This window comes from Nocardia sp. NPDC059691 (assembly GCF_042733915.1).
Classification (GTDB): Bacteria; Actinomycetota; Actinomycetes; order Mycobacteriales; family Mycobacteriaceae; genus Nocardia; species Nocardia sichangensis.
In genome coordinates this window covers 229,926-242,062 of the sequence record NZ_JBHWFB010000008.1, presented here as the reverse complement: position 1 = coordinate 242,062, position 12,137 = coordinate 229,926, and the positions used below count along the sequence as shown (strand labels likewise).

13 protein-coding genes are annotated in these 12,137 nt (G+C 66.2%); 10 read left to right on the top strand and 3 right to left on the bottom strand.

The features are described 5' to 3' along the window. Window positions 1-33: 33 nt before the first annotated feature. The 7 genes from ACFV2O_RS19660 (at window position 34) to ACFV2O_RS19630 (ending at window position 4,282) form a co-directional block, all read left to right on the top strand. A complete protein-coding gene (locus ACFV2O_RS19660) occupies window positions 34-249 on the top strand; it encodes a hypothetical protein (RefSeq protein ID WP_355072875.1) in 216 nt (71 codons plus the stop codon). Beyond that, window positions 246-455, top strand: coding sequence for a hypothetical protein (locus ACFV2O_RS19655; protein ID WP_379253029.1), 210 nt, complete (start codon window positions 246-248; stop codon window positions 453-455). The genes ACFV2O_RS19660 and ACFV2O_RS19655 overlap by 4 nt, the downstream gene beginning before the upstream one ends. A 114-nt stretch (window positions 456-569) precedes the next feature. Then, window positions 570-1,079 carry a DNA-directed RNA polymerase subunit beta gene (locus tag ACFV2O_RS19650; RefSeq protein ID WP_379253028.1) on the top strand — a complete coding sequence of 170 codons (510 nt, stop codon included), beginning with the start codon at window positions 570-572 and terminating at the stop codon, window positions 1,077-1,079. A gap of 191 nt (window positions 1,080-1,270) precedes the next feature. Then, window positions 1,271-1,777: a DUF3558 domain-containing protein gene (locus ACFV2O_RS19645; protein WP_379253027.1), complete on the top strand. Its 507-nt coding sequence runs from the start codon at window positions 1,271-1,273 to the stop codon at window positions 1,775-1,777. Between the two features lie 21 nt (window positions 1,778-1,798). Continuing rightward, window positions 1,799-2,167: a hypothetical protein gene (locus tag ACFV2O_RS19640; RefSeq protein WP_379253026.1), complete on the top strand. Its 369-nt coding sequence runs from the start codon at window positions 1,799-1,801 to the stop codon at window positions 2,165-2,167. A 14-nt stretch (window positions 2,168-2,181) separates the two neighbouring features. Beyond that, window positions 2,182-3,459 (top strand): hypothetical protein, encoded by a 1,278-nt coding sequence (locus tag ACFV2O_RS19635; RefSeq protein ID WP_379253025.1) that lies wholly within the window; start codon window positions 2,182-2,184, stop codon window positions 3,457-3,459. 61 nt (window positions 3,460-3,520) lie between these two features. Beyond that, the gene (locus tag ACFV2O_RS19630; protein ID WP_379253024.1) at window positions 3,521-4,282 is read left to right on the top strand and encodes an ESX secretion-associated protein EspG; all 762 of its coding nucleotides are present in this window, start codon (window positions 3,521-3,523) and stop codon (window positions 4,280-4,282) included. Window positions 4,283-4,471: 189 nt separating this feature from the next. On the opposite strand, the gene ACFV2O_RS19625 is transcribed toward ACFV2O_RS19630, so the two are convergent. Then, window positions 4,472-4,906, bottom strand: a complete 435-nt coding sequence (locus ACFV2O_RS19625) for a hypothetical protein (RefSeq protein WP_379253023.1) — start codon at window positions 4,904-4,906, stop codon at window positions 4,472-4,474. Between the two features lie 181 nt (window positions 4,907-5,087). Here ACFV2O_RS19625 and ACFV2O_RS19620 point away from each other — a divergent pair, with 181 nt between their 5' ends. Beyond that, window positions 5,088-5,558 carry a MarR family transcriptional regulator gene (locus tag ACFV2O_RS19620; protein ID WP_355072861.1) on the top strand — a complete coding sequence of 157 codons (471 nt, stop codon included), beginning with the start codon at window positions 5,088-5,090 and terminating at the stop codon, window positions 5,556-5,558. Window positions 5,559-6,569: 1,011 nt separating this feature from the next. On the opposite strand, the gene ACFV2O_RS19615 is transcribed toward ACFV2O_RS19620, so the two are convergent. Then, window positions 6,570-6,773: a hypothetical protein gene (locus ACFV2O_RS19615; protein WP_355072859.1), complete on the bottom strand. Its 204-nt coding sequence runs from the start codon at window positions 6,771-6,773 to the stop codon at window positions 6,570-6,572. Window positions 6,774-6,795: 22 nt separating this feature from the next. On the opposite strand from ACFV2O_RS19615, the gene ACFV2O_RS19610 reads away from it, so the two are divergent. Beyond that, complete coding sequence (locus tag ACFV2O_RS19610; RefSeq protein WP_355072857.1) at window positions 6,796-7,017, top strand: hypothetical protein; 222 nt, start codon at window positions 6,796-6,798, stop codon at window positions 7,015-7,017. A 13-nt stretch (window positions 7,018-7,030) separates the two neighbouring features. On the opposite strand, the gene ACFV2O_RS19605 is transcribed toward ACFV2O_RS19610, so the two are convergent. Beyond that, complete coding sequence (locus ACFV2O_RS19605; RefSeq protein WP_379253022.1) at window positions 7,031-10,474, bottom strand: phosphotransferase; 3,444 nt, start codon at window positions 10,472-10,474, stop codon at window positions 7,031-7,033. Window positions 10,475-10,609: 135 nt separating this feature from the next. Here ACFV2O_RS19605 and ACFV2O_RS19600 point away from each other — a divergent pair, with 135 nt between their 5' ends. Continuing rightward, the gene (locus ACFV2O_RS19600) at window positions 10,610-12,034 is read left to right on the top strand and encodes a WGR domain-containing protein (RefSeq protein ID WP_355072853.1); all 1,425 of its coding nucleotides are present in this window, start codon (window positions 10,610-10,612) and stop codon (window positions 12,032-12,034) included. Window positions 12,035-12,137 lie beyond the last annotated feature (103 nt).

Genomic DNA, 12,137 nt, shown 5'->3' with positions numbered 1-12,137 from the left:
CACCGGTCGATCCGCGAGACAGAGAGGTTTCCCGTGTCCACGCATTCCCTCGCCATGTACCAACTCATCGCCCTGTGTGACGCGGCCGCCCACCAAGCGCCGATGCGGCCGCTCAGTATCCGCCAGGCCCATGAGGTGATGCAGATCCATGTGGCTTGCCGCGCAAAATACTGCGCACGCAAAGCGGCGGCGCGACAGGTGCTGGTCGACAGCGGACGGATGGTGCCGGACCCGAGCAGGCCGCAGTGACGGCAGCTGCTCCCGGGCCGCCGAACCGACGCCGCCACATCCGAATCGAAACCGGTCCGCTGCGCCTGGACTACCAGGCGAGCGCCGAACAGGCCGAAAGCGTCGCACGCGCACTGGCGCAACGGTTCCCGGAAATCACGGTGACTGTGGACGACGACCTGGACGACGATCTCCCGCACCTTCCTTGCGCACAGCTGTGGGACTGATCGCTCCGCCCCGCCACCTTTTCATCCTCGAAATGCGAACGGAGAGTGCAACGATGCGATCTGCCCAACTCGAACGAGGCCGACTCCACCCCGATTCGTGCTGACGGAGCGGCCATGAATACAGATCCCGCCTCCGATCCCACACTCACCCGCTGCCAGCGCTACCGGCACGTCTACGGCCTGCCGTGCTACGTACACGAGGAAACTCGGCGAATCACCCTGCGCGCGGGAGACGTAGGCGCGGTCACCGTGCCCGAACAGCTCGGCAGAATGGTCCACACCGACCTCGCCGGGCAATACTTGCTCGGCCCCGTCATCGCACACGGCTCCGGACGCTGGACGATCCTCGTCCGCCCCGACGACACCCACCAGCTCGCCAACGACACCGACATCTTCGTCGCACTGCTGCGCGCCTCCGCGACGATCGTCCCCGACGGCGGCGAGATCCTGCTGCCCTCCCCCGCCGACGAACGAACTGGATACCGCCGGTGGGTCGTCGCACCACGCGACGCGTTCCGCCCGCACATCAGCACCGTCGTCCAGTCGATCATCATCTGCGCGGACCGAACTGCACACCACCACTATGGGTTCCAAAAGCCCGACCAGCCGCGAGAACACCCCTAGCAACACCCACTCACCTGCGCGCCCGTCGATCAGATGACGCAACGACCCGAAGCTCCTGATCCGAACGAACCGAATCCGGTGGAACCGGAGACCCTGTATATGCGTCATAGACTTCAGGACGACTTTGACGGCCCGGATCGGGAGGCTTCGTGGGACGACGGACGACGGCGACAGTTGTAGCACTCGCTGGGATGGCGCTGGTCGCTTCGGGGTGCGATTCGGGCACGAACGGGACTGCCACGCCCAGCACGACCGATACCTCGGCGGCCACGGCCGCCCTGTGGGATCCGTGCACGCAGGTGTCGGATCAGCAACTGCAACGGATCGGCGTGGTCTCGTCTACGAAGAAGTCGGGCATCGCCGGTGTCGAGCAGCCGGGATGGAAGGTCTGCTCTTGGCATGATGCGGCTTCTCAGTGGAATTACTCGCTAGGAGTGTGGTCGACGATCTACTCCATCGACGATCTCAAGAAGAAGCCCGATAATACTGACTTCGTGAGCATCAATGTCGGCGGACGCGACGGATTTCGTTTCAGAAACACATCCGATGTCGACGGCGAAGATTGCGATCTGGCGTTCCCCGCTGGTCAGGGCGTATTACAGATCACTGTCTTCAATACATCACCTAAGAGCAACGTATCGCCATGCGATCGGGCCACGAACGCTGCGGCAGTTCTTGTTCCGACGTTTCCACGCTGATCCGGAGAATGCACTATGTCGATGAGCGAAGAGGTATCGCGGTGGCGATACCTTGCCGATGAGGCCAATGCTGGCAGGCTCTATCTTGACCGCGCGGTCGCAGAGAGTTGCCGGGATGCTTGTAACCGTCAGATCGATCTGTATGTCACTCTCCTCGAAGACCTGAAGATGATGGCCCGGGTAACCGGCCTCGGCGACTTCGACTGCTCCAACGATCTAGCGAACATGCTGGGGGCCAAGGCAATCGGCGGCGACGGGGATGTGGACTCCGCCCTCAAAGAGCACATCGAAGTACTGACCCTGATGCGTGATACGATCCAGATTTCCGTGGACCGTATCGGCGCGACGGACGACTCCAACGCGCAAGACACGAGCAATCTGCTGAACTGACCGGGGGGATAATCATGGGCCTGCCGTTCTTGGTAGCGATTGGCGCCGCGCTGTACGAGCAGTCGAAATCCGGCCCGCCGGACAGCGGTTCGCGCGACGAGAGCCCCGACGCGGCCATCGCGCGGAACCGCATCACCGAAATCATGCGCGCCGGTAGTGATTTGCAGACCCAGTCGCCGAAAGTTCCGGAGAGCGCGTACAAGAACCCGGACGGCATGGACGATCTCTATCAACGCGTGCAGGCGATGTCGATCGATGGAGTCGTCGCGCTGCACCAGCGGTGGGAGTCCATTCGCAACCGGCTCGAGCAGGGTTTGCAAGGTTTCGGCCCGGAGATCGGCAAGGCCATGGAAGGCAAATGGGAGGGGGCGGCGGCGAAGGCCGCGGCGGACGGGATCAAGGAATATGTCGACAAGTCCGGCGGACTGATCAGTTCGGTGCAGATCGTCGCCGAGAAGGTGAAGATCATCCGGTCGGGCATCGAGGTCACCCGGCCCGCCGTGCAAGAAGCGCCCGCCCATACGTGGACCAGCAACGTCGCGAGTTGGGTGCCGGGCCCGACCTGGAAGCTGAACCAGCATCGCGAGGACGCCGCGCACGACGCGTCCGTGAACGTCGTCAAGAACGTCTTCTACCCTGCCGTCCGGGAAGCCGATACCGGCGTTCCACTGGTGCCCAAGCCGTACAACCCGGTGCACAATTCGAGCGATCAGCCGTACACGCCGAACAACGGCTGGCAGCCGTCGTCGTCCGGCACCGGCACCGCCGACAAAGCCACCACGGCGGACCCAGCACAGCAACCGGGTACCGAGAACACGCCGGAGACCACCGTCCCGTCCAGCACGAATCCTGTTGCCGAGCAGAAAAGCACGACCGAACAGAGCGCGACCACACCCGCGAGCACGAACCCGTCGACCCAACCGGCGAGCACCAATCCCGGAACCGATCCATCGCTGACCCGCCCCGGAACACCGAGTCCCGGATCTCCCGGCACGCACAGCCCGGGCACACTCAACCCGAATGCTCCCGGCCTCGGCGCTCCCGCACCGGGTCGCAGCATCAACGGTGTCCCGGGCGGCGTTCCCGCCGCCGCTTCCGCGCGGCCCGGCACCGGTCGACCGGGAACGAGCGGCATGCCGGGCATGATGGCGCCGGGCACTCGCGGCAAGGGCGACGACGACAAGGAGCACCAGACGAAGGACTACCTGGTGAACCAGCGCAACGGTGAGGAACTCACCGGTCTCGGTGCGGAGAACAGTGTGAAATCGGTGCCACCGGTGATCGGCGAATGAGCCGGACCGGTCTCGACGCCACGCCACCACGCGCGGGGTCCATGACGAAGGAGCCGGTTGCATGAGCCGACGGGACTGGTCGTTCACCGCGCTCGGCTTCACGGTGCTGTGGCGGGCCGTCGAGCGCGACGTGCTGCCCTACCCCTTGCAGTACCGATCCACGGCGGAGACCGTCGCCGATTACGAGTCGGAGTGGAAGTCCGAAGCCGCCGGACTGCACCGTCGCCTCGACGAGTCCTTGTACAGCGCTCTGCGTGTGCTGGCCGAACCCGAGGCACGCATCGAGATGGCGGGATTCAGCGGGGAGGACAAACTGCGCGTCCACGCGGCCGTCCATTATCGGCATGCCGTGCTGCTCGTACAGGAGCCCACCGCATCGCCGGATCGCGGTGGAGCCGTGCACATGTCACTGATCGCTGCGGAGAGCGTGAGCCGTCGGGTCATCGACCACCTACCCGACGCCGCACGCGGCAGCGGCCCCGGCATCGAGATCTCCCGGCACGAACTCGACGCCGAGGACGAGGAACCGTACCGTGTGGGCGCACCGGCCCCGCCCCGGGCCCGAGCCGAGCAGTTCTTCGAACGCCCCCGCACCACCATCGCCCACGTCGCGGTCTACGCGGGCCCGGCCTGGGACAACCGCCCGGCGCCCGCCCGCGGCTTCCACGTGATGGACTACCCCGACGGCCGCTACCTCGTCCGCAGCGGAACCACCATCAAGGCCGTCCCCGCCGACACCACGGAAGTACGGTCCCAACTCGACCGGGTCGTACACGCAACGGTCGCGGCCTTCCGCGAGGAAAACGATCCCAGCTACACCTGACGCCACCCTCCACACACGCAACCGGGACCAGGCGGGTCAGAGAAGTGAGCCAACGATCCAGCGCCGCAGACGCACCGGAGTTCACCAGCCCGATTCTCCGGGGAGTCCGAGCGGTTTGCCCTTGTGGCACAGGGCACCGGCGCGGACGAGCGCGCCGAGTTCGGGCGCGTCGACCTTGTGGCAGCGCGCTCAGTGGGTGGATGTCTTCTGACGCCTCAGGACCAGCGCTAGCCCGATGACGACCAGCACAATCATGAGAACCGCGGTGGCGACGTTGTCGGGCATTCCCAGGAATTCGGGGCGATAGAGGGGATGGCTGTAGACGGGATCATCGACGAAGAAATACGAGGTGCCGGGCCAGCAACCCGCGGCGAGCACCGCGATCCAGAAGGCGCCGGCGAGGTAGGCGCCGGTTGCCATGCTGAAGCGATCGGTCACCGGGCGGCCGAGCAAGCATATCAGCGCACCTACGCCCAGGCCGATGGCGGCGAAGAAACCCATCGCGGTATGCAGCTTGGCGTGCGGCAGCCAAGCGGGATTGTTCATATGTCTGCTTGCCAGGATCACTCCGTCGAGCAGGACGGGGACAACGACCGTGGCGATGCCGACGACAACCAGCAGCACCCGCCCGACGTGGGGTACCTGGGTGCGTCTCGGTGGATCCGAGCGGACCGCGGCTCGTTCGGTGGTGGTGTGATCGGACATCGGTATCCTCCGAGTTCATGACAGGATATTATCTCAATCGAGATAGTATCAAGTGAGATACATCTGGTCGAGTGATCGACCAGAGAGGTAGCCTCCCGCCATGCCTATCCGTGACGCGACACCGGACTACGCCATCGGCCCTCTCCTGCAGCGAGCGCACCGGCATGCGGCTGACGCGTTCAACTCGGCGCTCACGGCACTGGACATACAGGGCAGGCATTTCGGAGTGCTGATGACCCTGCAGCGCCTCGGCCCGATGAATCAGACACGGCTGGTAGAACATCTCGGCGCGGACAAGTCCGCTATGGTCCGAATGATCGATGATCTCGAGTCCAGAGGATTCGTCAAACGCTGCGACGACCCTGCCGACCGGCGAGCGGTCGCCGTCACACTGACCGAGTCCGGCACGAAGGCGTTCAAACAGGCGGAAACGATCGCCAAGGCCGCCGCCGACGACCTGCTCGAGGGATTCGATGCCGCTGAGCGCGCGCAATTCAAACGACTCCTGGGAAAATTCGTGAACGTTGCACCCAGTGACGTCGCACCATTGCCCGGCCGCGGACAACAATGAGCATCAGCACTTCAGAATGGGCGCCCTCCTTGCAGTGCGGAGGTTGGTCACGTTCGGCCTGAAGCATCCTTCATTCCGCTCCTGAGCCGTTCCGGGCTGCGCGGGCGTATTGGACATGTCTGCGGCATTTAGGGCTGCAACGGGTTCGCTTTGCGGCCGCGCTTGTCCGCAGGCGGCGCGCAGCACATCCGGCCGGGACACACTGACACCAAACCTCGGGATATTCCTCAGGTTTCAAGATCGGACGCCGCAACGACGCCATTGCTCGGAGCAAGTTTGTCCAGGATGCGGGAAGGGCCACCACAGCGGCAGGCGCTTCGACGACTCGGCCGAGAATGTCCACCATCACCGCCGCGGTCACTGGGGCGAAGCAAGCCGAAGACGACCCACCGGTGCGAGTCCAGCTGGAACCGGAGCTTGCGGGGCACTCGCGCCTGGCGAAAGATGGCGGCCGCACACCTCGTGCGGCCTCGAATATCACCGGCACAATCCGCCAGACCCATACGAGCGGCCGTATTCCGCGCAACGGTGCTGTGGTCGATAAGCGACGTATGCTGCCCCACAGACGATTTCGGCATCAACCGCGGTGCCGATTGCGCCACGTAGTCGCCACGCGAACGGCCCATCGGCCCGACGACGGCCCATCGATGCAGGTCACACCGCTACTCCCGCCAGTGACAACAAACACAGCGCCGGGTGAACATAACCTTGCCCTATGCCTCGCTGGAGTACGCACCGACGGAAGCCGGCGGAGGTGGGCCGACTGGCACGAGTCGGCGGGGATCCCGAATCATTCTCGGCAGCAACACTTTCCAGATCGATAACCAGATCCATCACCGCCGCCGCGAGTGGGCCCGGCGCATCGTCGAACGCGCACAACCAAGCACCGCCGCAGCCACGAGTACATCCGGGCGCAGTCGCACCGAAGAGCGAATCCGATTCGCAGACCACAGTGATGGCGATGCCTCCGCTGCCACCACCACGTCAGGACGACGAGCCGCACCGGCTGCATCACTCGGGCGCGGCCGCTTTCGTCGGACTCTGCGTCGGTGTGGTGCTCCTGCTGGTGTCGGGGTGTCTACTGGTGAACCACCCGACGGGAACGTCGGCGTCATCCACGGCGCTGCGCACCAGCGCACCCAGCACTCCGGCACCTACGTCCACCGTGCGAACGACCGCGCCGGTAGCCGCTCCCCCGCCCGTCCGGACGGGCATCGGTGTCACCTTCGGAAAGGTCGTGGCCAATGACGGCACGACATTGGTGGTCAGAAACGCGTTCACCAGCAGCAGCGTCAAGGTCCGCGCCGACGCCAACACCAAGGTGAACGTCCTGGTTGCCAAACAGGCGACGGACATCCGCGTCGGCGCTATCGTCGCCGTCTACGGACGGCAGTATCCCGATCACACGATCGTCGCGGAGTTCATCACCGGCATTTCGATCGGGGCCCCGACCCGGTGAGCGGATCGCCGCGTCAATCACGCCCGCGCAATGCCGCTTCCACCGCCGCGTCGTCGACCGGCTCGGTCTGTCCCCACACGTCTCGCGCCAGCCGCAGCTTTCCGCACATGCTGGCCACCAACGCCGCCTCAGCCGCCGCGTCGGCCCCGCCCTGCCCGATTGCTTTGCGGTAGCGGACCGCATCGACGACAACCGATTTGACCCGCTCGTGTGCGAGGTAGGTCCGCAGGTCGCGACGCCATCGCCCGATCGCGGCCTCGGGCTCGGCGGCGACCCACGCGGCGAGGAACGCCTCCTGCTCTTCCGGCAGGTAGCCCATCTTGTGCAGATGCGTGGCCACGTCGTAGACCGGATCGCCGTACAGCGCGAATTCCCAATCCAGGAATACGACCCGATCGTTTCGCACGATCATGTTCTTCCGGTGCACGTCGGCGTGCAGCATTCGAAAAGGCCTGGCCTCGAGCGTGTCCCACGCCGCGAGGATGTGCTCGAGCGGCTGATCGGGCACACCCAAGCGGCGGTACAGCTCGCCGAACTCCGCACTGCTGTCACGGTGCACGCGGGCGGTGACGGCGGACAATCGGCGCGCGAACCCAGCGGGTTCGTCACCCCAGTCCGGCTCGACCGGCGGCAGTAGATCTCGGGGGATGCGCCGAAGTTCCCCGAACAGCGCCGCCACATCAGCCGGTACATGAGCCGGAACTCGAACCCCGCGCGGCGCGATGCGATCCAGCAGGTCGCCGTCGATGTAGTCGTGGATCTGATAGGCGGGGTGAACCGATTCCCAGCGCAGTCTCGGCGCCGCGGCGACGAAGGGCTCGATCGCGATCAGCACCGCGGGTTCGGGCCATTGCCGCAGGTCCATCACATCGGCGCCGGCTACCGGAATCCGCACGTTCACCGCACCGGCGACGCCGTCGACGCGGACGTTGTGGTTGTAGTACCCCGCAGCCGACTGCGATCGGGACAGCGCTTCGACGTACATCGCCTCGGCGTCGACACCGATCACCCGGGCGATCACGCGTGCCGCGTCGCGGTCCAATCCCGATCCGGGCGTCGGCGGCTGAATGCGCGACCGCGCGGCCGCCGCGGCTTCGGAGATGTCGGGTTCGGTCCAGCCGTACAGCGCCAGGACCGCTCGCGCGACGAGGACCAGCCCCGGATAGACGTTCGCCCCCTGGAATTCCGCGATGGCCCAGCGCGCACTGCGGACGGCATCGTCGCGCCTCCCGCGACGCGCGAAGACGCCCGCGCGGAACAGTTCGGCCCTGGCCCGACCGGAGCGGTACCCGGCCTGCTCGAGAATCTCGCACGCTTCGGCGAGCGCGTGCTCGGCGGCATCCAGTTCCCCGAGCGACAACCGCGCCAGACCCAATGCGGTGTAGGCCTTTCCGAGTTCGTGCAACGCGCCGAGCTCACGCTGCCGCACGATCGCCGCTCCGGCGGCCTCGATCGCCCCTGCCGGGTCCGTGAGCGCCAAGAGTTCCGCCAGGTTCGTCGCGACATTCGCCTGTCCGACAACGCTGCCCGCGGCTCGATAGTGGGTGTCGGCCTCCGTCAGATACCGGGCGGCGCGTTCGGTGTCGAACGCCAATCGGTAGGCGAGATGACGCAACCGGGCGATGTCGCCGAGGAACTCGTGGTCGTCCTCCGCCATCGCGACGAGCTCCTCGCACATGCTCAGGGCCTGACCGAATCGGCCCTGGCACATGTGCAAATCGGCCGCCCACTGCCCCGCGACGAGCCGGGCCCGCCCCGATCCGCGCGACCACACGTCGTGATAGATGGCCAACGCGTCGTCGGTGTCGCCGAGTATGCGGCGTGCGTTCGCCGCGGCGACTGCCAACCGCTCCGCGATCGGGCCGGTCCGGTCCAAAGCGACGTCCCGGGTGAGCCGATCGGCTTGTTTGGCGTCGCCGAGCAGCACCGCCGCTTCCGCTTCCAGGCACCGCGTGAGTTCCGACAGTTCCGCCATACCTGTCAGGTTCTCATGCGGATCGCTCAGATATCGGTCCAGATCGCTGATCACTCCGCCGATGCCCTGGCTGCCACCCGCCGCCTCGATCCGGTCGACGTATCCCAGCAACGTCACCGCGGACAGCAGCCCGGACCGGACACCGTGATATCCCGCCTCCCGCAAGGCCGCGACCCGGCCGAGCGACCGTTCGGCGCGTGCGAACCACAGGTCGTGCAGCACGCCGTGCAGAGTGCGCCGGACGTCCGGATCCAAACGCCACTGCAACGCGTCCACCATCAATTGGTGCAGCTGGAAGCGCTCACCCTCGTCGTTCTCGTCCGCCGCGTACACGAACGAGTACGCGACCAGGGACTTCCACGCGGCGATGTGGTGCGGTAGCTCGAACTGCCGGGCGACCGCGGTGAAGATCTCCCGATCGAAGGTGCGCGGCAGGCCCAGCAGTTCCAGCATGCGAACTTCGTCGGGGCGCACGTGCTGGAGGAAACGCTCGAGAATCGTTTCCGGAGAGACCAATTCGGCGGGCGTCACCCAACCCGCGCGGGTCCGGGCATCGATGGCCAGATGCAGATAGAACGGGACACCCGCGCTCGAAGCGGCGATCGCCGCGCGCTCGTCGGGATCCTCGATGCCGGAGGAGTCGAGCAATTCGAAGCGGGCGTCCATCGGCAGGTCGTCGACGGGCACGGCCCGGATGCGGGCCGACCACTCCGAGTCGTGCCGCTCCCAGCCCAGCGGCTCGCGGCTGGCGATCACCACCAACCCGGTGTCCAGCTGCGCGACCACATCGCGTAGCCAGGCATCGGACGCCGCCGCGCGGCCTTCACGATCGGCGCCGCCTATCAGCGCTTCGTAGGCGTCCAGGAAGACCACATACGGTTTCCCCTCCGTCCCACTCTTCAGATCCTCCGCGAACAGGTAGGAGACGGCTTCTTCCAGGCCCGCGAGACTCAACCGGTCGAGTTCCCCGAGGACCGGATCGTGGCGGATCCGGTGGGTGCGGATCACCTTGCGAGCGCCGAGTTCGAGCAACCGGGTCGCGGTGCCGAAGACCGGGATGCCGGTGGCGTCGTTGAGGATCTCGGTCAGGATCTCGCTGTGCTCGGCGAGCGCGAGCGCGTCCGAGGTCAGGCGCAGATGCGGGTGCATGCGCTGCCACAACACCGCGCGGGCGATGTCGAAGCGGTGGAACTTGATCTTCTGCGCGCCGAACTGCATGCGCAGCACGGCGAGTCCGTCCGCGGCCTGGCGATGACTCGGAACCTGCAGGTCGAGCACTGCCGCCGGATGTTTCTTGCCGACCCGCGACCGCAGTTCGGTGACCAGCCGGGACTTGCCGATCCCGCCGACACCGCCGAGCAGCATGACGCGGGGATGCCCTGCGGCCTCGGCGAGCAGTTCGTCGAACCGCGTCAGCACCGGCGCGCGGTCGACGAACGGACGGCTGGTCGATCCCGGCTGGAACCGCGCGGTCAACACCATGGCCTACCCCCTCCTGACGAGCCCGGCACGATTGTGCCAGAGCCGGCCACCGGCGATCTCGCACGCGCCGTCGAATGTCGGTGCCTCTTGCTAACTTTCGTCTCGTTCTGATCTGACGAAAACAGGCGAGGCGCTATGACTATCGGGGGAACCACCTATCTCGAACTGTCCGAGGACAGTGGTACCGCGCACAAGTTCTACGAGGTGATCGTCGCGGGTACGCAAGTGAGCGTCCGTTTCGGTCGCATCGGGGAACAAGGGCAGACGAAGGTGAGTTCGTTCGCCTCCGAGGAGAAGGCGCAGGCGGCCGCGTCGAAGAAGATCGGCGAGAAGGTGCGCAAGGGCTACGCGCCCGCCGTGCTGGGCGCGCGGGCCAGGCGTCCGGTGACCAGGCGCGCGATCAGCAGCGGCCGCTCCACGGCGAAGGCGGCGCCCGTGCTGTGGAGTTTCGACTCCGGCGCCGCCGCCTTCGGCATCTTCGTCGACGAGCGCCGCTGCTGGGTCGGCAACGAGAGCGGCGACGTGTTCACATTGACTCCCGACGGTGTGGTCACCGGCCGGTACCGCCTGCCGGATTCGGTCAAGTGCATCGTGGCCGACGACTTCTGGATCTACGCAGGCTGCGACGACGGGCGCGTCTACGACCTCTCGGGCAAGGTGCCGCGGGCGGCCTACGACATCGCGGCCGATGTCGACATCTACTGGCTCGACATCCACGACGGCATCCTCGGCGTCTCCGACCGCCAAGGCGGGATCACCGTGATCGACTACGAGGAAGAGTCGCTGTGGACGCGGCGCAGCACCGGCGATTCGGGCTGGATGGTGCGCATCGACGCGAACGGCGTCTACCACGGGCATTCCGCCGGCGTCACCAAGTACGACCTGGACAGCGGAAGCACCCTGTGGCAGATGGGCACCGGCGGCGGCGTCCTGTTCGGCTGGCAGGAATCCGACGCCGTCTACGCGGGCACCGCCCGTAACCAGGTCCGCATGGTGGCCAAGAGCGGCCGGGCCGAGCGCGTCTATCAGTGCGACGCCGCGGTCTTCTCCTGCGCCACCTCGCCCGACGGCCGGTATGTCTTCGCCGGCGACAACTACTCCTCGGTGTACTGCTTCGACGCCGCCGGGAACCGCGTGTGGAAGCTCGCCACCGGCTGCGGCTCGGCGTATTCCATGCAGTATCACGACGAGAAGCTGTACTTGGTCACCACGACCGGCACGCTGGCCTGTCTCGATGTCGGCGAGGCCGCCATCCGCGACGCCGAGCAGGGTGTGCTGCCCGAAACGGTGTCGGTGAAGGCTCCCGAGATCTCGGCGGTGGTGCCCAGCGACACCGTCGAGATCACCTCCGAAGCGGGCAGCGGAATCGTCGTGGAGTGCGTGAGCCAGGGCAGTTCGCTGCGCGTGCGAGTCGTCTCGCCTGGATATCACCAGGGATGGAATGTGCAGTTCCCCAAGGATATTCGTCTGGCAGGGGCTCGTTACGTGGTCGACGGCATAGCGGAGTCGGCGCGCGGCGGCTTCTACCGCGTCCGTGGCGACATCCGCCGGTTGTCCTGAGCGGCAGACGTTCCCGAAGGAGGCGTTCCTCGCACGTCGGCGCGAGATGTGCGAGGGACGTCCCTGATGGGAACACGGCTGTTCGGTGGACCTGACACACTGA

Excerpts from the sequence above, each read along its gene's own strand:
- ACFV2O_RS19640 (WP_379253026.1), top strand. The coding sequence starts at position 1,799 with ATGAGCGAAGAGGTATCGCGGTGGCGATACCTTGCCGATGAGGCCAAT.
- ACFV2O_RS19615 (WP_355072859.1), bottom strand. The coding sequence starts at position 6,773 with ATGCCCGTCCGGACGGGCGGGGGAGCGGCTACCGGCGCGGTCGTTCGC.
- ACFV2O_RS19635 (WP_379253025.1), top strand. The coding sequence starts at position 2,182 with ATGGGCCTGCCGTTCTTGGTAGCGATTGGCGCCGCGCTGTACGAGCAG.
- ACFV2O_RS19645 (WP_379253027.1), top strand. The coding sequence starts at position 1,271 with ATGGCGCTGGTCGCTTCGGGGTGCGATTCGGGCACGAACGGGACTGCC.
- ACFV2O_RS19650 (WP_379253028.1), top strand. The coding sequence starts at position 570 with ATGAATACAGATCCCGCCTCCGATCCCACACTCACCCGCTGCCAGCGC.
- ACFV2O_RS19620 (WP_355072861.1), top strand. The coding sequence starts at position 5,088 with ATGCCTATCCGTGACGCGACACCGGACTACGCCATCGGCCCTCTCCTG.
- ACFV2O_RS19600 (WP_355072853.1), top strand. The coding sequence starts at position 10,610 with ATGACTATCGGGGGAACCACCTATCTCGAACTGTCCGAGGACAGTGGT.
- ACFV2O_RS19605 (WP_379253022.1), bottom strand. The coding sequence starts at position 10,474 with ATGGTGTTGACCGCGCGGTTCCAGCCGGGATCGACCAGCCGTCCGTTC.
- ACFV2O_RS19630 (WP_379253024.1), top strand. The coding sequence starts at position 3,521 with ATGAGCCGACGGGACTGGTCGTTCACCGCGCTCGGCTTCACGGTGCTG.